This is a genomic window from Pseudomonas sp. 1928-m (assembly GCF_029269135.1).
Lineage (GTDB): Bacteria > Pseudomonadota > Gammaproteobacteria > Pseudomonadales > Pseudomonadaceae > Aquipseudomonas.
In genome coordinates this window covers 191,443-214,827 of the sequence record NZ_JARIXO010000006.1, presented here as the reverse complement: position 1 = coordinate 214,827, position 23,385 = coordinate 191,443, and the positions used below count along the sequence as shown (strand labels likewise).

Below are 23,385 nucleotides of genomic sequence, written 5' to 3'. Positions count from 1 at the left end.
AGGGTCGCGGCCTCGCCGACCGCTGCCGTTCTCATTTTTCCCGCCAAAAACGTGCGTGGTCGCGCAAACTCTGCGCCTGCTCGAATGCGCCCAGGCGAATCCGTACCGCACCGTGCTGCGCCGTGTCATAGGGCTGCGCCGACACCGCGCGATAACGTGCCATAACCTCGGCATGTGGATGACCAAAGCTGTTGTGCGCGCCACGGGAGATCAACACAGCAGCCGGTTTAACCTGTGCCAGCAGCGCCGCCGATGACGAGCTGCGGCTGCCGTGATGGGGCGCCAGTAGCCATTGTGCGRGCATCGCTAGGGCGCTGTTGAGCAAGGCCCGCTCAGCCTGGCTATCGATATCACCGGTCAACCACAGCCGCTCACCATTGGCCTCGATACGCAGCACGCAGGACGCCTGATTGCCATCGGTCGCATCCGTCCAGCGCCAGGTACTGAATTGCACGCCATCCCACTGCCAGTGCTGGCCACTGACGCAGGCTTCGGCCTGTAGTGAGGGCGCGAGCTTATCCGGTTCGCCACTGAGCACCTGCCTGACCGGCAGACCGCGCTTGATCGCTGCGGCGCCACCGGCGTGATCGTTATCGGCATGGCTGATCAGCAGCAGATCGAGCCCACGCACATCCAATGCACGCAACGATGGCAGCACCACCCGCTCGCCAGTATCGAACTCGCCAAAGCGCGGCCCGGCGTCATACAGCAGGTCATGCTCCTGAGTGCGTACCAGCACCGCCAAGCCCTGGCCGACATCCAGCATCCACACCTCGGCTCGCCCGTATTCAGGGCGCTGCTGCGGGCTAAATAACAAGGGCAGTAGCAATAACGCGCCCAGGCTACGCATCGGCAAGGCGGCCGGTAATAACAACACCAGCGCGCCAAGCGCCACCAGCAGCCAGGCCCAAAATGGCAAGGCGCTGGGCAACCAGGCTGGCAGCCATAAGGCCAATTGGATAAGCAGAGAGAACAGCAGGTCTAACACCCAGCCTGCCACCCAAAGCAGCGCAGCCCCCACTCCAGGCAAGGGCAGCAATAGCGTACCGAGCAATGCCAGCGGCACCACCAATAACCCCACCACTGGCACAGCCACCAGATTAGCCAAGGGGCCACTGGCACTCACCGGCAGACCGAGCGCCAGCAACAACGGCAGCAAACCAATGGCCATAGCCCATTGCGCGCGCAACAAGGTGCCCCACCAGGGCCAAGCGCCGAGTCGACCGCTGAAGATCAGGATCAACAGCATCACCGCACCAAAGGACAACCAGAAACCCGGCTGCAAGCTGGCCAACGGCTCACCCAGCAACACCGCAAGCAGTGCCAGCAACAGCGGTAACCACACGCCCAGATGGCGAAAGCGCCAGCGCCAGAGCAGCACTAGGCCGACCATCACACAGGCACGCTGCACCGGCACATCAAAGCCGGCCAACAACCCATAAGCCAATGCCCCGATAAAGCCCAACACACAGGCGCAGGGCAACCAAGGCCAGCTGCGTGGCCAAAGTCCCAGGCGCGCCAAGCCGGCAATCAGGCCATATAACAGCGCCGCCAGCAGACCGATATGCTGGCCGGAAATCACCATCAGATGCACCGTGCCGGTGTTCTGCAACACCTGCCAATCTGCCGTCGACAGCCCCGAATCATCCCCCAACACCAGCGCCGCCAAGGCGCCTTCGCGGCCATGCGCGGGGGTTGCCAAGAGCTGCTGACGCAAGCGGTCACGCCAGGCCCCAGCGCCACTGGCAGGCGCGATTAGCTCGCCGCTTTTTACTGTGCCCGTGGCGCCGATACGCTGCGCCAGCAGCCAGGCTTCGTAATCGAATGCTTGAGGATTGACCAGACCATGGGGGCGCTTGAGCCGTACTGCCAGGCGCCAGGTTTCACCGGCGCGCACGGCAGGCCCGCCATACCAGGCCAGACGCAAACGCGCGGGGAGTTTGCCGCGACGGGAAACCGCCTGTTCCAGCTGAAAGCGCACCACGCCCTCGCCCACCTCGGGCAGGCCGACCACCTGCCCTTGCAGCCACAGGGTACGCGCATCCAATTGCCGCGCCAGGCGATCATCCAGCGCCCACTGCGCCGACACACACGCCCAGGTGAAACCGAATAGAAACAAGGCGATGGGATAACTGCGAAATGGCAACAGCATCAAACCGGCGACCGGCAAAACAGCCAACAACCAGAACGGTGGCAAAACTGAAAGGAAGCGCAGCACCAGCAGCCCGACCACCAGTGCAAAAATCCCTGTGCGCATAGACTCGCTCCGTGAGTCGAATACTGCATTTAACCCATCGATCAGCTTTTGCTTATTTGCTGTCACAAAGTGTGAAAGCAGGCTGTCATCAAAGGGTGCATAATGTCGGCGCTTTTACCCGTCAGAGAGCCTTCATGCCGCGTCGTTTATTCAAGCGCTACATGCCCCACCCAGACCGCATCAAGGGCAATAAATCCCTGCGCTTTCTGGGCAGCCTGATCCACGATCCCAACCTCTGGCACCTCAACCGCCATTCTGTGTCACGCGCCATGGCCATTGGCCTGTTCTGGGCGATGATTCCCATGCCTCTGCAAATGTTAGCGGCAGCAGCCGTTGCCGTACCGGCGCGGGGCAATCTGCCCATCTCGGTCGGGCTGGTCTGGCTGACCAACCCCATCACCATGCCCGCCGTGTTTTACTGCAACTACAAGGTAGGGGCCTGGCTAATGGGCACCCCAGCGATGCACATGCCAGATAACATCAGCCTGGCCTGGGTTGGGCAAATGCTGCAAACCCATTGGCAGCCGCTGTATCTGGGCTCTCTGACGCTGGGTATCCTGCTCGCTCTGATCGGCTACTTCGGCACCAACGCTTACTGGCGCTGGTGGGTGCGGCACAACTGGCGCAAACGCCAGGAGAAACGCCGGCAGCGCGACGCGCAACATTGAAACAAAAAAGCCGTTACTGAGTAACGGCTTTTTTGTTTCTGCCAGCGTAGCTTATTCGTAACGCAGCGCATCGGCCGGCTGAATCTTCGCGGCCCGCCAAGACGGGTAGACGGTGGCCAGAAAGCTCAGACTGAACGCCGCGCCACAGATCAGCAGCACATCAGACAGCAGCAACTCCGACGGCAGGTTGCTGATGAAGTACACATCCGAACTCATCACCTGCTGGCCGCTCAAACGCTCGATCCAGCCCACCAGCTGACTGACATTCAGCGCCGCGAGAATACCCAGCACCGCGCCGATCAGCGTACCGATCACGCCGATCACCGTGCCTTGAACCATAAAGATGCCCATGATCTGCCCCGGCGTCGCGCCCAGAGTACGCAGGATGGCGATATCCGCGCCCTTGTCTGCCACCACCATGATCAACGTGGCGATGATATTGAAGGCCGCCACGGCGACGATCAGCAGCAGCAACAGGCCGATCATGGTCTTTTCCATTTTCATCGCGCTGAACAGGCTGCCCTGAGTCAGGGTCCAGTCTGCAGAGCTGTAACCCGCGCCCAGCTCGCCGACAATCTGTGCGGCCACTTGCGGCGCCTGATAGAGGTCTTTCAGCTTCAGGCGCACGCTCTGCACCTGACCCGGCTGCATACGCTGGATATGCGCGGCATCGGCAACGTGAATCAGCGCCAGCGAGCTGTCCAGCTCGGCGCCAACCTTGAAGATACCGACCACGTTAAGGCGCTGCATACGCGGGCTGATCCCCCCCGGCACACTGCTCAGCTCCGGCACGATCAACGCCAGCTTGTCGCCCACCCGCAGCTGGAAGCGCCGCGCGGCGATCTCACCGAGCACCACACCAAACTCGCCTTCACGCAAATCGCTCAGACGGCCTTGCTGCATATGCTGGTCGATGATCGACACCTGCGGCTCCAGCGCCGGATCGATGCCGTGCAGCTGCACCGGCTGCATCGCCCCACGCACCGAGAGCATGCCTTCGAGCTCGGCAAACGGCACAGCGGCGACCACTTGCGGATTGTTCTTCGCGGCAGCAGCAACCTGCTGCCAGTCATCCAGCGGCTGGCTGCCGGCAATGCTGGCATGCGGCACCATACCGAGGATGCGCGTGCTCATTTCCTTCTGGAAACCGTTCATCACCGACAGCACTACGATCATCGCCAGCACACCAAGGGCCAGCCCGATCATCGAGGTCATCGAGATAAAGGAAATAAAGTGGTTGCGCCGCTTGGCCCCGGTATAGCGGATACCGATAAAGATACTCAGCGGACGGAACATCAGGCAGCCACCAGCTTGCCGTCTTCCAGACGCAGGATGCGGTCCATCTGCTGGGCCAGCGCCATGTCGTGGGTCACCACCAGAAAGGCGGTCTGCGACGAGCTGCTCAGCTCCTTCATCAGGTCCTGAATGCCTTGCGCGGTGTGGTGATCGAGGTTACCGGTGGGCTCATCGAGCAGCACCAAACCGGGCTGATTGACCAGCGCACGAGCGATGGCCACGCGCTGACGCTCACCGCCGGACAGCTCCGAGGGTTTGTGCGCCAGGCGATGGCCGAGGCCAACCCGCTCCAGCAGCGCGGTGGCACGCTGACGCGCTTCGCTGATCGGCGTACGGCCAATCAGCAGCGGCATGCAGACGTTCTCCAGGGCAGTGAACTCGGGCAGCAGGTGGTGGAACTGGTAAACGAAACCCAGGGCGCGGTTACGCAGCAGACCGCGCTGCTTTTCATTCAGCGCCGACAACTCCTCGCCCGCCAGCCAGACGCTGCCGGTGCTCGGCGTATCCAGACCGCCAAGCATATTCAGCAAGGTGCTCTTGCCCGAGCCGGAACTGCCGACAATCGCCACGCGCTCGCCGGGGTGCAGCTCCAGCTGCAAGTCCTGCAGCACGACCACCGACTGTGGGCCCTCGTCGTAGCTTTTACCGAGGTTGCGACAACTCAACACTGCACGATCTTGCATAACCGAATCACTCATAACCTGATCATTCATAACGCAGAGCCTCCGCGGGCTGGGTACGCGCCGCGCGCCAGGCCGGATACAGGGTGGCGAAGAAACTTAGAATCAACGCCGCGCCGCAGACCAGCAGCACATCGGCCAGCATCAGCTGCGAGGGCAGGTAGTCGATGAAATATACGTCGGCATTGAGGAACTTGATCCCCAGCAACCCTTCCAACGCGGCAATCGCACTGCTGATATTCAAAGCGGCCAGGCAACCCAGCACCGCGCCGATGGCGGTGCCGAACACGCCGATCACCGTGCCCTGGACCATAAAGATCGCCATGATCTGTCGCGGTGTGGCGCCCAGGGTGCGCAGAATGGCGATATCGCCCTTCTTGTCGGTGACCACCATGACCAGAGTGGAAATGATGTTGAACGCGGCGACCGCAACGATCAGCAACAGCAGCAGGCCAATCATCGCCTTCTCCATGCGGATCGCCTGGTACAGGTTGCCGTGGGTACGGGTCCAGTCGCGAGCGTAGTAGTCGCCCTCACCCAACGTCTGCGCCAGCGCCCAGGCGGTGCGTGGAGCCTCGAACAGATCAGCGAATTTCAGGCGAATGCCCTGTACCTGATCAGCCTGCCAACGCTGCAAGCGCGCCAGATCCTGCACATGGGTCAGGGCCAGGTGGCCATCGATCTCGCCCGCGCCAACATGGAAAATGCCCACCACGGTAAAGCGCTTGAGGCGCGGAAACATACCGGCCGGAGTGACGGTTACTTCCGGCGCGACAAAGGTGACCTTGTCACCCAGGTCGACGCCGAGTTTGGCGGCTGCCTTGTCGCCCAGCACCATGCCAAACTCGCCGGGCTGCAGTGCCTCCAGGCGGCCCTGCTTGAAGAAGTCACCGATGATCGAGACCTTGGCTTCTTCCAGCGGATCGACCGCATTGATCAGCACTTTCTGCACCTTGCCGTCGTTGGTCAGCAGGCCCTGCATCTGGCTGAACGGCGCAACCGCCAGCACCTGTGGGTTGCTTTGCGCCCGTTCGGCCAGGCTGCGCCAGTCCTTGATCGGCGTGGCGCTCTCGACCGTGGCGTGCGGAACCATGCCGAGCACGCGGGTGCGCATTTCATGGTCGAAGCCATTCATCACCGACAGCACCAGAATCATCACCAGCACACCAAGTGCCAGCCCGATCATCGAGGTCAGGGAAATAAAGGATACGAAGTGGTTGCGACGCTTGGCCCGCGTGTAGCGCGTGCCGATAAATACGAACAGAGGTCTGAACATGTCGGGGCTGATTCGAGGGAAAAAGAAACGTCCTTGTGGGGGCTTGGCGAGCAGCCTTACACTCTAAACCAGGGTAAAGTCTGCTGCGCGTCGGACCTGCTACGTTGAAAACTGTCTCGGAATGCTCATTTACATTCGTAAACTGCGCTTCCTCACCACTTTTCGCCTTGCATGCCGCTAGCTCGCAAGACTTTGAACAGGTTCTTCGACCACTACTGCTGCCATGGGTTCGCCATGCCGACTCAAGATGAAGATGATCGCCGCGAATACTATCGTATCGACGATACGATCGCACTGGAATTCACCCTGCTCTCGGGCGCAGAAGCCCTGGCCAGTGACGAGCTTCACGACAGCTCGCCGCTGTTCAACCTGCTCAGTGATCTGCACCTGATGGACTTCGAGTCGCAGCATCTGCTGCGGCATATCACCGAGCGCGACCGCACCCTGGCCAATTACCTCAAGGTCATGAACAAGCGCATCGACCTGCTCGGTCAGGCCGTGGCACAAAGCCTGCTGCGCGACATCGGTACGCCGCGCAAGGTCAGCCTGTCCGAGGGCGGCGTCAGCTTCAATAACCCTCAACCCGTGGCAGCCGGCGCGCACCTGGCAGTAAAGATGGTGCTGATGCCACAGGCCTTGGGGTTGCTGCTACGAGCCAAGGTGGTGCATTGCCAACCACTGCCCTCGCAGCAATTTGAGATTGGCGCGGAATTCGAAGCTGTGAGCGATGCCCAACGCCAGTTGCTTGCCCGGCATATCCTGCAACGCCAGGCCCTGGAACGTCGCCAGGCCCGCGAGCAACCCCTGCAATCCTGATAGCGAGCCACCATGTCCCGCCTGTTTCTGCTTCTCGCCCTGCTCCTGCCTCTCGGCGCTGCCGCCGATACTCTGCAAATCCCCATCGGCCAGCAAGGTGGCGGCGAATTGCGCCTGCCGCAATTCGGCGAATCCCAGCGCGCGGTACTGGAGCGTTTCGGCCTGGCGGATGAAGAGCACCCCAGCGTTGGCAACCCGCCGATCACCCGCTGGGATTACCGTGAGTTCAGCGTCTATTTCGAGCATAAACACGTGATCAACAGCGTGCGTCATCACCAGCCCGGCGCCGCCCTGCCCGACAAGGAGCAACAGTGACAGTCATCTATGGACATCGCGGCGCCAAAGGCGAGGTGCCGGAAAACACCCTGGCCAGCTTCCAGCAATGCCTCAAGCACGGCGTGCGCCGTTGTGAGCTGGACCTGCACCTGTCGCGCGATGGCGAGCTGATGGTGATTCACGACCCAACGCTCAAGCGCACCACCGGCCATCGTGGCAAGGTAGTCGAGCATGACGCCGCCGAACTGGTGACCTATGACGCCCGTAAAGGTGGCCCTGGCGCCGTCACGCCCTGCCCGATCCCACGGCTGGAAGAGCTGTTCCAGCACTGCGATTTCGAGCACTGGCAGCTGGAAGTCAAAAGCGCCTCGAAGGTTCGCTCGGCGCGGATGGTCAAGGCGATTGCCGAACTGGCTGAACGCTACCAGCTGACCGACAAGGTCACCGTAACCTCCAGCTCACGCGAGGTGCTCGGCGCCCTGCAGCGCCTGACGCCGCACCTGCAGCGCGGCCTGGTCGCCGAATATGCCTGGCTTGATCCGCTGAAAGTCGCCAAGCATTACGGCTGCCACCTGCTGGCCCTGAACTGGACGCTGTGCACCCCGGAGCGCCTGCTCAAAGCGCAGAAAGCCGGCCTGCATGTTTCAGTGTGGACGGTCAACGAACCGGCGCTGATGCGCCGCCTGGCAGACTTCGGTGTGGACAGCATCATCACCGACTTCCCCGGCCTCGCCGTGGCGACCCTGGAGTAATCTCCCACCCAGTTCCAGCTACAGAAACGAAAAAACCGGCCGCAAGGGCCGGTTTTTCGTTAAGCCTGATCAGAAACTTTCGCGATTAGGCCAACGCCAGTCGCAGGAGTCGCTGAACGGGTTCTCCCCGGCCGGCTCAGGCCACCGGCCGGAGCCGCTCAAAAAAGCCGGTTGAGGCCGTCGAACGCCGCCACCCGGTAGGCTTCCGCCATGGTCGGGTAGTTGAAGGTGGTGTTGACGAAATACTTGATGCTGTTGGCCTCCCCCTTCTGGTTCATGATCGCCTGGCCGATATGCACGATCTCCGAGGCCTGGTAGCCGAAGCAGTGCACGCCAAGCACTTCCAGGGTTTCGCGGTGGAACAGCAGCTTGAGCATGCCCACCGGCTCGTGGGAAATCTGCGCACGGGCCATGCCTTTGAAGAACGCCTTACCGACTTCGTAAGGGATCTTGGCCTGGGTCAGCTCGCGCTCGTTCTTACCAATCGAGCTGATTTCCGGAATGGTGTAGATGCCGGTCGGCACGTCATCGACGAAGCGCCAGCTGCCATTGTCGACGATGCTACCGGCAGCCGAACGGCCCTGGTCGGCGGCGGCACTGGCCAGGCTTGGCCAGCCAATCACATCGCCCGCCGCGTAGATGTTCGACACCTGGGTGCGGTAGCTCTGGTCAACCTCGATCTGTCCACGGCTGTTGACCTTGATGCCGATGTTTTCCAGGCCCAGCTGATCGGTATTACCGGTACGGCCGTTGCACCAGAGGAAGGCGTCCGCCTTGATCTTCTTGCCGGACTTGAGGTGCAGGATCACCCCGTTCTCCACCCCTTCAACACTTTCGTACTCTTCGTTATGACGAATCAGCACGTTGTTGTTGCGCAGGTGATAGCTCAAGGCATCGGAAATTTCCGCATCGAGGAAGCTCAGCAACTGGTCACGGTTGTCGATCAGGTCGACCAGCACGCCCAGGCCGCTGAAGATCGAGGCGTACTCGGAACCGATTACCCCGGCTCCGTAAATGATGATGCGGCGCGGGGTATGACCGAGGCTGAGGATGGTATCGCTGTCGTAGATGCGCGGGTGGTGGAAGTCCACGTCCACCGGGCGGTAAGGCCGCGAACCGGTAGCAATGACGATCTGCTTGGCCACCAGTTTTTCCACCACGCCATTGGCGCAAACCACTTCGATGGTGTGCTCATCGGCAAAACTGCCAGTGCCGAAGAACACATCGATGCGGTTGCGCGCATAGTAGCCGGTACGCGAGCTGACCTGCTTGGCGATCACCCGCTCGGCGCTTTTCAGCACATCGGGGAAAGAGAACCAGCGCGGTTCGCCGATCTGGCGGAACATCGGGTTGGTGTTGAACTGCATGATCTGCCGCACCGAATGGCGCAGCGCCTTGGACGGGATGGTGCCCAGGTGGGTGCAGTTGCCGCCGACTTCGCGGCGGCTGTCGACCACGGCCACCTTGCGCCCGGCCTTGGCCGCGTTCATTGCCGCGCCTTCACCCGCAGGGCCGGAACCCAGCACCACTACGTCGTAGTTGTAGACCGCCATGTTTACTCCTTCAGATCACACCGGAGCACTTGTACCGCACTCTCGGCAGGGCCAGCACTGCGCGCGCAGCCTGACAATCAATTCGTTCGCTGCAAGCCTAGCCTTTTAGCCGGCCGCAGGACGATTAGCGTTTGGTCGCGTCATAGGCCAGGTCTTCGGTTTTGCCTTGCGGGTCGCTGTTGATCTCCTCGCACTTCTCGCGGCTACCACCACAGATCGAGCACTCCTTCTCGATACCCAAGTTGGCGATACCGCCGCACGAACCGGCGATGGGCTTGCGGCCCATGATCACACCCACAGCCATCATGCCGACTACCAGCACCATGACCAGAAACACCACTAAAAACGTCATTGCTCGTCTCCTGCAGCGAATAGCTGCTCGAAAGCCTGAGTTGTCTGTGTGACGAAAGCGTCACCTTCACGGGTCACGAAAAACGCCGCAATCCCCATGCGCTCAGCAAATGCCAGGCCACGCTCAGTGCCCATTACCATTAGCACTGTAGACAAGCCATCGGCGCGCAAGGTCGATTTGTCCACCACGGTTACCGCTGCCAGCTTGTGAGTGATCGGTGCACCGGTCAACGGATCGAGTGTGTGCGAGTAGCGCTGGCCCTCTTCCTCGAAGTAATTGCGGTAATCACCTGAGGTGGAAATACCGTAGCCATCCACCGCCAGCACCCGCTGGGCGACACGCTGACCGTCCTGCGGGGCCTCCAGGCCAATGCGCCAAGGCTGACCGTCGGGCTTTTTACCCGCGGCCTTAAGCTCACCAGTGACCTCAACCATATAGCTGGTCACGCCCAGCTCAGTGAAGCGCTGCACAAGCTTGTCCACCGCATAACCGGCAGCAATGCTGTTGAAGTCGACCTGTACATCAACCTCTTTGCACAGCTGCTGCCCATCACGACGCAGATGCTGCATGCCCACCCGCGCACGCGCGGCGGTCAGTTGCTCAGCGGTCGGCACCTTTTCGGCGCGCGCTTTGGGGCCAAAACCCCAGAGATTTAGCAGCGGTTCCAGGGTCAGGTCGAATGCACCCTGACTCTGCTCATGCAGCAGGCGCCCGGCGTCGACCAGCTCCAGCACCCCGTCCGGCATGGCCTGACAGGTACCCGCTGGGGCCTGGTTGAATTGCTCGATTGCGGAATCATCGCGATAGGTCGACATCTGTTGGTCAACCTCAGCCAGGATGGCATCGGTCTCGCGCTTGAGTAACTCAAGGCTCGGCGAATCCTTGCTGCGCACATATTTGACGGTGTAGGTGCTGCCCATGGTCGGGCCGCCAAATTCTTCTACACGTTCTGAAAACCAACAGCCCGTTAGGGCTGTCAGCAAGCTGACAGCGATAACGGGCCGCAGTAGCACATGGCTCATGCTTAACCGCCGAAGTCGTCGAGCAGGATGTTCTCCTCCTCCACACCCAGGTCGATCAGCATCTTGATCACGGCAGCGTTCATCATGGGCGGGCCGCACATGTAGAACTCACACTCTTCCGGAGCCGGATGGTCCTTGAGGTAGTTCTCGTACAGCACGTTGTGGATAAAGCCCTTGAGACCGGTCCAGTTGTCTTCCGGCAACGGATCGGACAAGGCCAGGTGCCACTTGAAGTTGGGGTTCTCGGCCTGCAGCTGATCGTATTCTTCAACGTAGAAGGCTTCACGCATGGAGCGCGCGCCGTACCAGAAGCTGATCTTGCGGGTCGACTTCAAGCGCTTGAGCTGGTCGAAGATGTGCGAACGCATCGGCGCCATACCAGCACCACCACCGATAAATACCATCTCGGCGTCGGTTTCCTTGGCGAAGAACTCACCAAACGGGCCGTACACATCGATCTTGTCGCCCGGCTTGAGGCTGAACACGTAGGAACTCATCTTGCCCGGTGGCAGATCGTCCTTGCCCGGTGGCGGCGACGCAATACGGATATTGAACTTCACCAGGCCCACTTCTTCCGGGTAGTTGGCCATGGAGTAGGCACGGATCACGGTCTCTTCGACCTTGGACACGTACTTCCACTGGTTAAACTTGTCCCAGTCGCCGCGGTACTCTTCCTGAATATCGAAGTCTTTGTAATGCACTTCGTGCGGCGGGCACTCCAGCTGCACATAGCCACCAGCGCGGAAGTCGACGCTTTCGCCTTCCGGCAGTTTCAGCGTCAGCTCCTTGATGAAGGTGGCCACGTTGGGGTTGGACTCAACGGTGCATTCCCACTTCTTCACGCCGAAGACTTCTTCCGGCACTTCGATCTTCATGTCCTGCTTGACCGGAGTCTGGCAGGACAGGCGCCAGCCAGCCTTAGCTTCGCGACGGGTGAAGGCAGCTTCTTCGGTCGGCAGCATTTCGCCGCCGCCATGCTCGACCACGCACTTGCACTGGGCGCAGGTACCGCCGCCACCGCAGGCCGAAGACAGGAAGATATTGTTGGCCGCCAGGGTCTGCAGCAACTTGCCGCCCGCTGGTACCACAATGGTTTTTTCGCCGTTGATCTCGATGCTTACGTCACCGCTGGAAACCAGCTTGGCGCGCGCCGCGATAATGATCAGCACCAACGCCAGCACAATGCCGGTGAACATGCCGATGGCGATGAAAATCTCGAAATTGATCATCTATTCATCCCTTCCTTACAACTGCACGCCGGAGAAGGACATGAAGCCCAGAGACATCAGACCGATGGTGATAAAGGTAATGCCCAGTCCCTGCAGACCTTCAGGTACATCGCTGTACTTGAGCTTCTCGCGAATCCCCGCCAGAGCGGCAATCGCCAGGGCCCAGGACACACCGGCGCCGACACCGTAGACGGTGCTTTCCGCCAGGTTGTAGTCACGCTCGACCATAAACAGCGAGCCACCCATGATGGCGCAGTTCACGGTGATCAACGGCAGGAACACACCGAGGGCGTTGTACAGCGAGGGCACGTACTTATCCAGGGTCATCTCGAGGATCTGTACGATCGCCGCGATCACACCGATAAAGGTCAGCAGGCCGAGGAAGCTCAGATCGACTTGCGGGTAACCGGCCCAGGCCAGTGCACCGTCCTTGAGCAGGTTGGTGTAGATCAGGTTGTTCACCGGCATGGTGATACCCAGCACCACCACTACGGCGATACCGAGACCAATGGCGGTTTCGACCTTTTTCGAGATGGCAATAAAGGTGCACATGCCGAGGAAGAACGCCAAGGCCATGTTCTCAACGAACACCGCACGGACGAACAGGCTGATGTAGTGCTCCATTAGTAGGCCTCCTTATTGGATACCTGAGGCGCCATCTTGAAGCTCGGCTTCTCGATCTGGTCTTTTTTCCAGACGCGAATACCCCAGATAAACAGACCGATCAGGAAGAACGCCGAAGGCGGCAGCAGCAGCATGCCGTTAGGCTGGTACCAGCCACCGTCGTTGATCACCGGAATGATCTCGTAACCCATCAGTTTGCCCGCGCCAAACAGCTCGCGAATAATGCCCAGAACGATCAGAAAGGCGCTATAGCCCAGGCCGTTACCAATACCGTCGAAGAACGACAGCACTGGCGGGTTCTGCATGGCAAAGGCTTCGGCGCGGCCCATCACGATGCAGTTGGTGATAATCAGTCCGACAAACACCGAGAGCTGCTTGGACAGGCTAAAGGCAAAGGCCTTGAGCACCTGATCGACCACGATCACCAGGGAAGCAATGATCACCATCTGCACGATCATGCGGATCGAGCCTGGGATCTGGCTGCGAATCATCGAGATAAACAGGTTGGAGAACCCGGTTACCAGGGTCAGCGCGGCAGACATCACCAGCGCGGTTTTCAGGTTCGAGGTCACCGCCAGGGCGGAACAGATACCGAGAATCTGCAAGCCAATCGGGTTGTTGTTGAAAATCGGGTTAAGCAGGACTTCTTTAATAGTCGGCTGCGACATGATCAAGCCTCCCCTGCGCGCAGGTTCGCGATAAACGGACCGAAGCCATTCTGGCCAAGCCAGAACTTCAGCAGGTTGTCCACACCAACGCTGGTCAGCGTAGCGCCTGCCAGGCCATCAACCTGATGCACGGCCTTGGGGCTCTGTGCATCGACACCACCCTTGACGATTTGTACGGCCAGTTTGCCGTCCTCATCGAACAGGGTTTTGCCTGGCCATTGGCCTTTCCACTTCGGATTGTCGACTTCACCACCCAGACCCGGCGTTTCGCCATGCTGGTAGAAGCCCATACCGACCACGGTATTCAGGTCGCCCTTGACTGCGATAAAGCCATGCAGAGTCGACCACAGACCGTAACCGCGTACCGGCAGAATCAGGGTTTCAACCTGACCATCCTTCTCCACCACATACACGGTGCTGAAGCGCTCCTGACGCTTGATCCCGGCGATGTCATCGCTGCCCTTGAGCACCGAGGACAGTTTCGGGTCCTTGGAGGCTTTAAGCGGGTCAAAGGTGACTGGGTCCTGGGCATCGGAAAACTTGCCGGTTTCCAGGTCCACCAGCTTGGCGCTGATGGTGCCTTTGAACATGTCCTTAACCTGGGCGCTGGACATGCTGGCATCGCCCAGACCGGCAATCGCCAGAATACTGCGCTGCTTGTCCAGCAGACGGTTGTCCACCTGGGTCGGCTTCAGCGCCACGGCTGCACCGGCAACAAACACCGAGCACACCAGGCACACCAACAGGGCCACCACCAGCGTACGGACGGTGGATTCTTTTTGACTAGACATTGCGCGCCAGCCTCCGCTTGATATTGGCTTGAACGACGAAGTGGTCGATCAACGGTGCGAACAGGTTGGCGAACAGAATCGCCAGCATCATGCCTTCCGGGAAGGCCGGGTTGACCACACGGATCAACACCACCATCACACCGATCAGGGCACCGAAAATCCACTTACCGGTATTGGTCATGGACGCCGACACCGGGTCGGTGGCCATAAAGAACATACCGAAGGCAAAACCGCCCACCACCAGGTGCCAGTACCAAGGCATGGCAAACATCGGGTTGGTGGTCGAACCAAGTGCGTTGAACAGCAGGCTCAGGCCAACCATGCCCAGCATCACGCCGGCGACGATGCGCCAGGCGGCAATCTTGGTGATCAGCAACACCAGGCCGCCGATGGCGATGGCCAGGGTGCTGGTTTCACCAAGCGAACCGTGGATGGTGCCGACAAAGGCGTCCATCCAGGTAATGCCGTTGTTGATCACGTTGTCGATGCCGCCGGAAGCCGCCAGGCTCAGCGAAGTGGCACCGGCAAAGCCGTCCACCGCAGTCCATACCGCATCACCGGACATCTGCGCCGGGTAGGCGAAGAACAGGAAGGCACGGCCGGTCAGCGCCGGGTTGAGGAAGTTCTTGCCAGTACCGCCAAACACTTCCTTGCCGATGACCACGCCGAAGCTGATACCCAGCGCGACCTGCCACAGCGGAATGCTCGGCGGCAGAATCAGGGCAAAGAGTACCGAGGTGACGAAGAAACCTTCGTTGACTTCATGCTTGCGGATCGAAGCGAACAGCACTTCCCAGAAGCCACCGACGATAAACGCCGTTGCATACACCGGCAGGAAGTAAGCCGCGCCCTGGATAAAGTTATCCCACAGGCTGTTCGGGTCAAACCCGGCCAGCGAGCCGATCAGCGCAAAGCGCCAGCCTTCCTGGGCCGCCAGCAGCTCAGGGCTGTTAGCGAAGATCAGGTTGGCCTGATAACCGGTGTTCCACATGCCGAAAAACATCATCGGGAAGGTACACAACCACACGGTGATCATCATGCGCTTGAGGTCGATGCCGTCACGCACGTGGGCGGTGGTCTTGGTTACGCTGCCAGGGCGATAGAAGAAGGTGTCCACAGCCTCATAGAGGGCGTACCACTTCTCGTACTTGCCGCCTTTTTCGAAGTTGTGCTCGACTTTATCGAGGAATGCACGAATACCCATGACTTAACCCTCCTTCTCAATACGGGCGAGGTTATCGCGCAGGATCGGGCCGTACTCATACTTGCCGGCACAGACATAGGTGCACAGCGCCAGGTCTTCTTCATCGAGTTCCAGGCAGCCCAGTTTCTGAGCCATCTCGGTGTCACCGACGATCAGGTAGCGCAGCAGTTGCGTCGGCAGGATATCCAGCGGCATCACAGCTTCGTAGTTACCCACTGGCACCATGGCGCGCGGGCTGCCATTGGTGGTGGTGGAGAAAGCGAACTTCTTCGCAGCATTGAGCTTGGAAACGAAGATATTCATCACCGAGTGCTTGTTAACCCCGGCACGCAGGTAATGCATCAACTCACGCTCATGCCCTTCAACCAGGCAGGACACCTGCAGGTGATAGCGACCGAGGAAGGCGAAAGCGCCCTGCGCGGTACGACCACCCAGTACCGAGCCGGAAATAACCCGGTTGAAACCAGGCTGCAGCTGACCTGCAGTCAGCTCGCTGAGGCTCGCGCCCAGGCGCGTGCGCAGCAGGCGCGGCTGCTCAACCACGGGACCGGCCAGCGCGACAACGCGCTCAGTCCAGAGCTGCCCGGTGGTGAACAGTTTGCCGACGGCAATCACGTCCTGATAATTGATCGACCAGACGCTCTTGCTGGCGCTGACCGGATCGAGGAAATGAATGTGCGTACCCGGCAAGCCCGCAGGGTGCGGGCCGGCGAAGGCCTCGGTATGTACCTTGCTCAGCTGTTCGCCAGGCAGGCTGGCGCCCTCAGCCTTGCACAGAAATACCTTGGCCAGATTGCTCAGCACCTGCAGACCATTAGTAAAGTCGGCGGCGTACTCGGCAATCACGACAGCCGGATCGGCTGCCAGCGGGTGGGTATCAATGGCCGTGACGAAAATCGAGCTAGGCTGTGCATCAGCAGCCGGTACTTTGCTGAACGGACGAGCGCGCAGCGCGGTCCACAAGCCCGATTGCAGCAGCACTTCACGCACTTTGGCGTCGCCGACGGTCGCCAGTTGGTCAACTGTTACGTGATCAAAGGTGATTTGCTCATCGCCCTCGACATCGATTACCACCGATTGCAGCACCCGCTTCTCACCGCGATGGATGGCGCTGATCACGCCTGCGGCTGGAGCGGTGTATTGCACGCCTGGCGACTTCTTGTCCGAGAACAGCACCTGGCCAAGCTTGACCCGGTCACCGACCTGAACCTCCATCGAAGGCTTCATACCGTGATAATCGAAGCCTATGACGGCGACGCTACGCACCGGCCTTGCAGCCTCAATGCGCTGCGCCGGCACGCCTGTTATGGGCAAATCAAGCCCATGTTTTATTTTGATCATAGGTTTGCCTAACCACTGATTTATAAGCTTTTTTAGAATACGGACGACACCAACGCAGAAAAATGCGGCGCAACGCCAAAAACACGTCAGGCGCTGGGCAGGATGTCGGTCGCGGGAAAAAATCTGGCCGATTATAAGTCGCACCTTCGGCCACTGACCACCCAAGCGCTTGCTTTTATCCGGTTTAACGTAACAGAAGGCAACAGATGGCGGCTTGACTGCCAAGCCGCCGCGCGCGACATAAGACTAATAGACCAACCGGAGCCCTGCCATGCGCCTGTTATTCGCGCTTACCACCCTACTGCTGCTCAGCGGCGAGTTATTCGCCAACAACCGCGAACGCCTGCAAGAAGCCAACTTCGCCGCCACCCACCAGTTCGAACAGAACAGCCTGGAGCGCAAGAACCAGAGTGTGCTGACCTACCTGTGGGCCGACGTCTACGCCGCCGCCTTCTACGCCCCCAGCGAGGCCAGCGCCAGCCAGGCGGTCGCCAAGCCACTCACGCAACGCCTGGAGCTTTACTACTTCCGCAATATCGACAGCCAAGACGTGATCAAGGCGGCCTGGGTCACGCTCGAACGCCAGCACGACGCAGCTACATTACAGCGCCTGCGCCCCGAGGTAGACGCCCTGCACGCCACGTTCAGGGATATTCGCCCGGGCGACCGCTACGCCCTGAACTTCAACCAAGACAGCGGCCTGACCCTGGAGGTGAATGGCAAAGTCGCCTACACCAGCCAGGACCCAGCCCTGGCCAGGGCCTACCTGGGCATCTGGCTGTCGCCCAACGGCCTGTCGGATAAGTTGCGCACTAGCTTGCTGGCCGATTAATTCCAGCAATTTCAGGCAACAAAAACGGGAGCCGAAGCTCCCGTTTTTTATGCATCGCCTGCGCTTAGCGCGGGAAAGCTGGCGGGTTGACCCCGGCCATATCTTCCATCACGCGAACCACCTGGCAGCTGTAACCGAACTCGTTGTCGTACCACACGTACAGCACAACGCGGTTGTCGTTGCAGATGGTGGCTTCAGCATCGACCACACCGGCGTGACGCGAACCGACGAAGTCGGTGGAGACCACTTCCTGCGACTGCACGAAGTCGATCTGCTTCTGCAGGTCCGAGTGCATGGCCATCTGGCGCAGGTATTCGTTGACTTCTTCACGGGTGGTGGCTTTCTCAAGGTTGAGGTTGAGAATGGCCATCGACACGTTCGGCGTCGGTACGCGAATGGCGTTGCCGGTCAGCTTGCCTTTCAGTACTGGCAGCGCCTTGGCAGCAGCAGTGGCGGCACCGGTTTCGGTGATCACCATGTTCAGCGGCGCGCTGCGGCCACGGCGGTCGCCCTTGTGGAAGTTGTCGATCAGGTTCTGGTCGTTGGTATACGAGTGAACGGTTTCGACGTGACCATTAACGATGCCGTACTGATCATTGATCGCTTTGAGCACCGGCACGATGGCGTTGGTGGTGCAGGAAGCAGCCGAGATGATCTTGTCTTCTGGGGTGATTTCGCCGTGGTTGATGCCGTGCACGATGTTCTTCAGCGCGCCTTTGCCAGGTGCGGTCAGAACAACGCGATCAACACCCGGGCAGGCCAGGTGCTGGCCCAGGCCGTCGGCGTCGCGCCATACACCGGTGTTGTCCACCAGCAGGGCGTTCTTGATGCCGTACTGGGTGTAATCCACCTCGGCTGGCGACTTGGCGTAGATCACCTGAATCAGGTTGCCGTTGGCGGTCAGGGTGCTGTTTTCTTCGTCGATGGTGATAGTGCCATCAAACTTGCCGTGGACCGAGTCGCGACGCAGCAGGCTGGCGCGCTTGACCAGGTCATTGGTCGCGCCTTTGCGCACAACAATGGCGCGCAGACGCAGGCCGTCGCCACCACCGGTTTTCTCGATCAGGATGCGTGCCAGCAGACGACCGATACGACCGAAACCGTACAGCACCACGTCGGTGCCTTCGCGGGCTTCACTATTCTGCTTGCCGGCCACTTCAACCAGCTCGTCCTTGACGAACTGCTCGATGCTACGGCTCTGGCCTTCGCTCTTGAACTTGCTGACCATCTTGCCCAGGTCCACCGAAGCGGCGCCCAGTTTGAGCTCGCTCATGGCCTTGAGCACTAGGAAGGTATCGTGCACCGACAGTTCGCTGTCGCCAGTCAGGCGGTGACGCGCGAAGCGGTGGGCCTTGAGAATGTCGATCACCGAGCGGTTGATCAAACCACGGCCGTAGATCGAGGTGACCACGTTGTTGTTACGGTAGAGTTGGCCAATCATCGGAATCATCGCTTCCGCAAGGGCTTCTCGATCGATCCACTCACCGAGACACTGGTCGGGCTTCTGAGTCACGGGCAGTACCTTCCACATGTAGGGGCTGAAAAAAGGGGCTACATTATGACGGCGCAAGCAAGCATGAGCAATGCACGACTGTCGTAACTGACACCGCACATAAACGCCCGCTACAATCGCCGACCTTGTGCCATGACCGTGAGCCGCCCGTGTCCGTACTGCGTCTACCGTCCCTACCGGCCACTGCCGGTAAACAACACTGGGGCAACCTGCCCGGTGCCGCGCTGAGCCTGGCGATTGCCGAAGCCGCCAGCAATGCCAAACGCTTCACCCTGCTGCTGACTGCCGACAGCCAGAGCGCCGAGCGCCTGCAAGAGGAGCTGAGCTTTTTCGCTCCGAATTTGCCGGTGCTGCACTTCCCCGACTGGGAAACCCTGCCCTACGACCTGTTTTCGCCGCACCAGGACATCATTTCCCAGCGCATCGCCGCGCTCTACCGCCTGCCTGAGCTGAAACACGGCGTATTGGTAGTTCCGATCACCACCGCCCTACACCGCCTGGCGCCCAAGCGTTTTCTGCTCGGCAGTAGCCTGGTCATGCAGGTCGGCCAGCAACTCGACGTCAACCAGATGCGCGGCAATCTGGAAGCCGCCGGCTATCGCTGTGTGGATACGGTGTATGAACATGGTGAGTTCGCCGTGCGCGGCGCGCTGATCGACCTGTTCCCGATGGGCAGCAGCCAGCCATACCGCATCGACCTCTTCGATGACGAAATCGAAACCCTGCGTACCTTTGATCCGGAAAACCAGCGCTCCATCGACAAGGTCGAGTCGATCAAGCTGCTGCCGGCGCGCGAATTCCCGCTGGAAAAGAAAGCCGTTACCGATTTTCGCGGGCGCTTTCGCGAACGCTTCGACGTGGATTTCCGCCGCTGCCCGATCTATCAGGACCTCAGCACCGGCATCACCCCGGCCGGTATCGAGTACTACCTGCCGCTGTTCTTCGAAGAAACCGCCACCCTCTTCGACTATTTGCCCGCCGACACCCAGGTATTTTCCCTGCCCGGCATCGAAAAAGCCGCCGAGCAGTTCTGGGTGGATGCGCGCAGCCGTTACGAGGATCGTCGCGTCGACCCGGAACGCCCGCTGCTGCCGCCAGCCGATATCTTCCTGCCAGTAGAAGACTGCTTCGCCAGGCTGAAAAACTGGCCGCGCGTGGTGGTCAGCCAGGACGATATCGAAGAAGGCGTCGGTCGCCTGCGCTTCAACGCCAAACCGCTGCCTGACCTGGCGATCCAGGCCAAGGCCGGCGAACCACTGGCGGCGCTGCGGCGCTTTATCGAGGAATACCCTGGCCGCGTGCTGTTCTGCGCCGAGTCCGCAGGGCGCCGCGAGGTGCTGCTGGAGCTGCTCGCACGCCTCAAGCTCAAGCCCAACGAATTCGAAAGCTGGCCGGCCTTCACCGCCAGCAAACAGCGCTTAGGCATCTGCATCGCCCCGCTGGATGACGGCCTGCTGCTCGAAGACCTGGCCTTGGTGGCGGAAAGCCCGCTGTTCGGCCAGCGCGTTATGCAGCGCCGGCGCCGCGAAAAATCCCGCGATGGCGGGGACAACGTCATCAAAAACCTTACCGAGCTGCGCGAAGGCGCGCCGGTGGTGCATATCGACCACGGCGTCGGCCGCTACCTGGGCCTGGTGACCATGGAGTTCGACGGCCAGGCCGCCGAATTCCTTGCCCTGATGTACGCCGAGGAAGCCAAGCTCTACGTGCCGGTGGCCAGCCTGCACCTGATCGCCCGCTACACCGGCAGCGACGACGCCCTCGCCCCACTGCACCGCCTGGGTTCGGAAATCTGGCAGAAGGCCAAGCGCAAGGCCGCCGAACAGGTGCGCGATGTCGCCGCCGAACTGCTCGACATCTACGCCCGCCGCGCCGCTCGCGAAGGCTATGCCTTTGCCGACCCGAAAGCCGATTACGCCACCTTCAGCGCCGGCTTCCCCTTCGAGGAAACCCCGGATCAGCAAGCCGCCATCGAAGCTGTGCATGACGATATGCTCGCACCCAAGCCGATGGATCGCCTGGTCTGCGGCGATGTTGGCTTCGGCAAAACCGAAGTAGCGATGCGCGCCGCCTTTATCGCCGTGCATGGCGGCAAGCAAGTGGCGGTGCTGGTACCGACCACCCTGCTCGCCCAGCAGCACTACAACAGCTTCCGCGACCGCTTCGCCGACTGGCCGGTAAAAGTCGAGGTGATGAGCCGCTTCAAAAGCGCCAAGGAAGTCAGCGACGCCGTGCAGCAGCTGGCCGAGGGCAAGGTCGACATCGTTATCGGCACCCACAAGTTGCTGCAGGAAGACGTCAAGTTCAGCAACCTGGGCCTGGTAATTATCGACGAAGAGCATCGTTTCGGCGTGCGCCAGAAAGAGCAGCTCAAGGCCCTGCGCAGCGAAGTCGACATCCTCACCCTCACCGCCACACCAATTCCACGCACCCTGAATATGGCCGTGGCCGGCATGCGCGACCTGTCGATCATCGCCACGCCACCGGCGCGCCGGCTGTCGGTGCGCACCTTTGTCATGGAACAGAACAACCCGACGATCAAGGAAGCGCTGCTGCGCGAACTGCTGCGCGGCGGCCAGGTGTACTACCTGCATAACGATGTGAAAACCATCGAGAAATGCGCCGCCGATCTGGCCGAACTGGTGCCGGAAGCACGCATCGGCATCGGCCACGGGCAGATGCGCGAGCGCGAGCTGGAACAGGTGATGGGCGACTTCTACCACAAGCGCTTCAACGTGCTGATCGCCTCAACCATCATCGAAACCGGTATCGACGTACCGAGCGCCAACACCATCATCATCGAGCGCGCCGACAAGTTCGGCCTGGCTCAGCTGCATCAGTTGCGCGGCCGCGTCGGTCGTAGCCACCACCAGGCCTACGCCTACTTGCTGACACCGCCACGCAAGCAGATGACCGATGATGCGCAGAAGCGCCTGGAAGCCATCTCCGGCGCCCAGGACCTCGGCGCCGGCTTCTTGCTGGCCACCCATGACCTGGAAATCCGCGGCGCCGGCGAGCTGCTCGGCGACGGCCAGAGTGGGCAGATACAGGCAGTGGGCTTCACCCTCTATATGGAAATGCTTGAGCGCGCGGTGAAATCGATCCGCAAAGGCGAGCAACCTAACCTCGACCAACCGCTTGGCGGCGGCCCAGAGATCAACCTGCGTGTACCGGCGCTGATCCCCGAGGATTACCTGCCCGACGTGCATGCGCGGTTGATTCTCTACAAACGTATCGCCAACGCCGCCGACGAGGATGGCCTGAAAGAGCTGCAAGTGGAGATGATCGACCGCTTCGGCCTGCTACCAGATGCAAGCAAGAACCTGATACGCATCACCCTGATGAAATTGCAGGCGGAAAAGCTCGGGATCAAGAAGGTCGATGCCGGCCCGCAAGGTGGACGGATCGAATTCGCCGCCGACACCTGCGTCGATCCGCTGACCCTGATCAAGCTGATCCAGAGCGCGCCGAATCGCTACAAGTTCGAAGGCGCGACGATGTTTAAGATCCAGGTGCCCATGGAGCGCCCGGAAGAACGCTTCAACACCTTAGAGGCGCTGTTCGAGCGCCTGACTCCCTCAACCTAAAGGACTGACCCATGCGCGCATTCCGCACCCTGGCCCTGCTGCCGCTTATCCTGCTAGGCCTGCTCAGCAGCACCGCCGCCCTGGCTGACAGCCTGTACCAGGTTGAAGTCATCGTATTCCGCCAGGCCGCCACACCGATTTCCGCCGGTCAGCTGCCGCCCGACAACTGGGCGCAGAGCGCGCTGCCGGTGGATGGCAGCAACAGCCGCAGCACCGCGCTGAACGCCGAAGCCGGCAAGCTCAGCCCTTCCAATGGTTATCAGGTATTACTGCACAAGGCCTGGTCCCAGAGCCTGGGCGAATCGAGCAGCCGCGTCGCCATCAGCACCGGCAACGAGCAGTTCGGCCACTACCCCGTCGAAGGCACCATCAGCCTCAAGGCCGGCCGCGTGATCGAGCTGGACAGCGACATCTGGGTCAACCAGCTCGACGCCAGCGGCATTCTCAACGACAGCGAGCGCATCAAGCAGAGCAGCCGCCTGAAAAGCGGCGAGCTGACCTTTGTCGATAATGGCAGCCTGGGCCTACTGATTCGCGTCACCCCACTGTAAGTGGCACAAAGAGGCGACTCTTCACCATTGTTCAGTGCCACACACAACAAGGCAGCATCAGACGAGAACGGTAATGCTTGCAGCTAAGCAGCGCAGG

Annotated in this window: 21 protein-coding genes; 7 read left to right on the top strand and 14 right to left on the bottom strand. The window is 60.5% G+C overall.

The window, feature by feature from the left end:
* Positions 1-31 precede the first annotated feature (31 nt).
* Positions 32-2,257 carry a DNA internalization-related competence protein ComEC/Rec2 gene (locus P3C18_RS17855; RefSeq protein ID WP_275963146.1) on the bottom strand — a complete coding sequence of 742 codons (2,226 nt, stop codon included), beginning with the start codon at positions 2,255-2,257 and terminating at the stop codon, positions 32-34.
* Positions 2,258-2,391: 134 nt separating this feature from the next.
* On the opposite strand from P3C18_RS17855, the gene P3C18_RS17850 reads away from it, so the two are divergent.
* Entirely contained in the window at positions 2,392-2,925 is a 534-nt protein-coding gene (locus tag P3C18_RS17850) for a DUF2062 domain-containing protein (protein ID WP_275963226.1), read from the top strand.
* Between the two features lie 51 nt (positions 2,926-2,976).
* Here P3C18_RS17850 and P3C18_RS17845 read toward each other — a convergent pair whose 3' ends face one another.
* Genes P3C18_RS17845 through P3C18_RS17835 form a run of 3 tightly spaced genes read right to left on the bottom strand, consistent with a single transcriptional unit; the run spans position 2,977 to position 6,177 of the window.
* Positions 2,977-4,221 (bottom strand): lipoprotein-releasing ABC transporter permease subunit, encoded by a 1,245-nt coding sequence (locus P3C18_RS17845; RefSeq protein WP_275963145.1) that lies wholly within the window; start codon positions 4,219-4,221, stop codon positions 2,977-2,979.
* Positions 4,221-4,904 carry a lipoprotein-releasing ABC transporter ATP-binding protein LolD gene (lolD, locus tag P3C18_RS17840; RefSeq protein ID WP_170049072.1) on the bottom strand — a complete coding sequence of 228 codons (684 nt, stop codon included), beginning with the start codon at positions 4,902-4,904 and terminating at the stop codon, positions 4,221-4,223. The genes P3C18_RS17845 and lolD overlap by 1 nt, the downstream gene beginning before the upstream one ends.
* A 22-nt stretch (positions 4,905-4,926) precedes the next feature.
* Positions 4,927-6,177 (bottom strand): lipoprotein-releasing ABC transporter permease subunit, encoded by a 1,251-nt coding sequence (locus P3C18_RS17835; RefSeq protein ID WP_275963144.1) that lies wholly within the window; start codon positions 6,175-6,177, stop codon positions 4,927-4,929.
* A 234-nt stretch (positions 6,178-6,411) separates the two neighbouring features.
* Here P3C18_RS17835 and P3C18_RS17830 point away from each other — a divergent pair, with 234 nt between their 5' ends.
* Genes P3C18_RS17830 through P3C18_RS17820 form a run of 3 tightly spaced genes read left to right on the top strand, consistent with a single transcriptional unit; the run spans position 6,412 to position 8,021 of the window.
* The gene (locus P3C18_RS17830; RefSeq protein WP_275963143.1) at positions 6,412-6,993 is read left to right on the top strand and encodes a PilZ domain-containing protein; all 582 of its coding nucleotides are present in this window, start codon (positions 6,412-6,414) and stop codon (positions 6,991-6,993) included.
* Positions 6,994-7,005: 12 nt separating this feature from the next.
* Positions 7,006-7,308 (top strand): phosphodiesterase, encoded by a 303-nt coding sequence (locus P3C18_RS17825; protein WP_275963142.1) that lies wholly within the window; start codon positions 7,006-7,008, stop codon positions 7,306-7,308.
* A complete protein-coding gene (locus P3C18_RS17820; protein ID WP_275963141.1) occupies positions 7,305-8,021 on the top strand; it encodes a glycerophosphodiester phosphodiesterase family protein in 717 nt (238 codons plus the stop codon). Before P3C18_RS17825 ends, P3C18_RS17820 begins: the two co-directional genes overlap by 4 nt.
* A gap of 158 nt (positions 8,022-8,179) precedes the next feature.
* Here P3C18_RS17820 and sthA read toward each other — a convergent pair whose 3' ends face one another.
* The 9 genes from sthA to P3C18_RS17775 form a co-directional block, all read right to left on the bottom strand.
* On the bottom strand, positions 8,180-9,574 hold the full coding sequence (gene sthA, locus P3C18_RS17815; RefSeq protein ID WP_275963140.1) for a Si-specific NAD(P)(+) transhydrogenase: 1,395 nt from the start codon (positions 9,572-9,574) through the stop codon (positions 8,180-8,182).
* Between the two features lie 124 nt (positions 9,575-9,698).
* Positions 9,699-9,926: a (Na+)-NQR maturation NqrM gene (gene nqrM, locus P3C18_RS17810; protein WP_167141192.1), complete on the bottom strand. Its 228-nt coding sequence runs from the start codon at positions 9,924-9,926 to the stop codon at positions 9,699-9,701.
* A complete protein-coding gene (locus P3C18_RS17805) occupies positions 9,923-10,846 on the bottom strand; it encodes an FAD:protein FMN transferase (protein ID WP_275963139.1) in 924 nt (307 codons plus the stop codon). Before P3C18_RS17805 ends, nqrM begins: the two co-directional genes overlap by 4 nt.
* Positions 10,847-10,950: 104 nt before the next feature.
* A complete protein-coding gene (gene nqrF, locus P3C18_RS17800; RefSeq protein WP_275963138.1) occupies positions 10,951-12,177 on the bottom strand; it encodes an NADH:ubiquinone reductase (Na(+)-transporting) subunit F in 1,227 nt (408 codons plus the stop codon).
* A 15-nt stretch (positions 12,178-12,192) separates the two neighbouring features.
* The gene (gene nqrE / locus P3C18_RS17795) at positions 12,193-12,801 is read right to left on the bottom strand and encodes an NADH:ubiquinone reductase (Na(+)-transporting) subunit E (RefSeq protein ID WP_090387314.1); all 609 of its coding nucleotides are present in this window, start codon (positions 12,799-12,801) and stop codon (positions 12,193-12,195) included.
* Complete coding sequence (locus P3C18_RS17790; RefSeq protein ID WP_275963137.1) at positions 12,801-13,475, bottom strand: NADH:ubiquinone reductase (Na(+)-transporting) subunit D; 675 nt, start codon at positions 13,473-13,475, stop codon at positions 12,801-12,803. Before P3C18_RS17790 ends, nqrE begins: the two co-directional genes overlap by 1 nt.
* Positions 13,472-14,260, bottom strand: coding sequence for a Na(+)-translocating NADH-quinone reductase subunit C (locus P3C18_RS17785; RefSeq protein ID WP_275963136.1), 789 nt, complete (start codon positions 14,258-14,260; stop codon positions 13,472-13,474). The genes P3C18_RS17790 and P3C18_RS17785 overlap by 4 nt, the downstream gene beginning before the upstream one ends.
* Positions 14,253-15,464, bottom strand: coding sequence for an NADH:ubiquinone reductase (Na(+)-transporting) subunit B (locus P3C18_RS17780; RefSeq protein ID WP_275963135.1), 1,212 nt, complete (start codon positions 15,462-15,464; stop codon positions 14,253-14,255). Before P3C18_RS17780 ends, P3C18_RS17785 begins: the two co-directional genes overlap by 8 nt.
* Positions 15,465-15,467: 3 nt before the next feature.
* Complete coding sequence (locus P3C18_RS17775; RefSeq protein WP_275963134.1) at positions 15,468-16,805, bottom strand: Na(+)-translocating NADH-quinone reductase subunit A; 1,338 nt, start codon at positions 16,803-16,805, stop codon at positions 15,468-15,470.
* Between the two features lie 271 nt (positions 16,806-17,076).
* Here P3C18_RS17775 and P3C18_RS17770 point away from each other — a divergent pair, with 271 nt between their 5' ends.
* Positions 17,077-17,637: a chalcone isomerase family protein gene (locus P3C18_RS17770; RefSeq protein ID WP_275963133.1), complete on the top strand. Its 561-nt coding sequence runs from the start codon at positions 17,077-17,079 to the stop codon at positions 17,635-17,637.
* Between the two features lie 64 nt (positions 17,638-17,701).
* Here P3C18_RS17770 and P3C18_RS17765 read toward each other — a convergent pair whose 3' ends face one another.
* Positions 17,702-19,168, bottom strand: coding sequence for a glyceraldehyde-3-phosphate dehydrogenase (locus P3C18_RS17765; RefSeq protein WP_275963132.1), 1,467 nt, complete (start codon positions 19,166-19,168; stop codon positions 17,702-17,704).
* Positions 19,169-19,299: 131 nt separating this feature from the next.
* Between P3C18_RS17765 and mfd the strand changes: the two genes are divergently transcribed.
* Entirely contained in the window at positions 19,300-22,737 is a 3,438-nt protein-coding gene (gene mfd, locus P3C18_RS17760; RefSeq protein ID WP_275963131.1) for a transcription-repair coupling factor, read from the top strand.
* Positions 22,738-22,748: 11 nt separating this feature from the next.
* Positions 22,749-23,288, top strand: a complete 540-nt coding sequence (locus P3C18_RS17755) for a CsiV family protein (RefSeq protein WP_275963130.1) — start codon at positions 22,749-22,751, stop codon at positions 23,286-23,288.
* The last annotated feature ends 97 nt before the right edge of the window (positions 23,289-23,385 follow it).

Coding starts and splice junctions, on each gene's coding strand:
- P3C18_RS17845 (WP_275963145.1), bottom strand. CDS start 4,221: ATGTTCCGTCCGCTGAGTATCTTTATCGGTATCCGCTATACCGGGGCC.
- P3C18_RS17805 (WP_275963139.1), bottom strand. CDS start 10,846: ATGGGCAGCACCTACACCGTCAAATATGTGCGCAGCAAGGATTCGCCG.
- P3C18_RS17765 (WP_275963132.1), bottom strand. CDS start 19,168: ATGTGGAAGGTACTGCCCGTGACTCAGAAGCCCGACCAGTGTCTCGGT.
- sthA (WP_275963140.1), bottom strand. CDS start 9,574: ATGGCGGTCTACAACTACGACGTAGTGGTGCTGGGTTCCGGCCCTGCG.
- nqrM (WP_167141192.1), bottom strand. CDS start 9,926: ATGACGTTTTTAGTGGTGTTTCTGGTCATGGTGCTGGTAGTCGGCATG.
- P3C18_RS17835 (WP_275963144.1), bottom strand. CDS start 6,177: ATGTTCAGACCTCTGTTCGTATTTATCGGCACGCGCTACACGCGGGCC.
- P3C18_RS17770 (WP_275963133.1), top strand. CDS start 17,077: ATGCGCCTGTTATTCGCGCTTACCACCCTACTGCTGCTCAGCGGCGAG.
- P3C18_RS17830 (WP_275963143.1), top strand. CDS start 6,412: ATGCCGACTCAAGATGAAGATGATCGCCGCGAATACTATCGTATCGAC.
- lolD (WP_170049072.1), bottom strand. CDS start 4,904: ATGCAAGATCGTGCAGTGTTGAGTTGTCGCAACCTCGGTAAAAGCTAC.
- P3C18_RS17825 (WP_275963142.1), top strand. CDS start 7,006: ATGTCCCGCCTGTTTCTGCTTCTCGCCCTGCTCCTGCCTCTCGGCGCT.
- P3C18_RS17755 (WP_275963130.1), top strand. CDS start 22,749: ATGCGCGCATTCCGCACCCTGGCCCTGCTGCCGCTTATCCTGCTAGGC.
- nqrF (WP_275963138.1), bottom strand. CDS start 12,177: ATGATCAATTTCGAGATTTTCATCGCCATCGGCATGTTCACCGGCATT.
- P3C18_RS17850 (WP_275963226.1), top strand. CDS start 2,392: ATGCCGCGTCGTTTATTCAAGCGCTACATGCCCCACCCAGACCGCATC.
- P3C18_RS17785 (WP_275963136.1), bottom strand. CDS start 14,260: ATGTCTAGTCAAAAAGAATCCACCGTCCGTACGCTGGTGGTGGCCCTG.
- P3C18_RS17780 (WP_275963135.1), bottom strand. CDS start 15,464: ATGGGTATTCGTGCATTCCTCGATAAAGTCGAGCACAACTTCGAAAAA.
- P3C18_RS17775 (WP_275963134.1), bottom strand. CDS start 16,805: ATGATCAAAATAAAACATGGGCTTGATTTGCCCATAACAGGCGTGCCG.
- nqrE (WP_090387314.1), bottom strand. CDS start 12,801: ATGGAGCACTACATCAGCCTGTTCGTCCGTGCGGTGTTCGTTGAGAAC.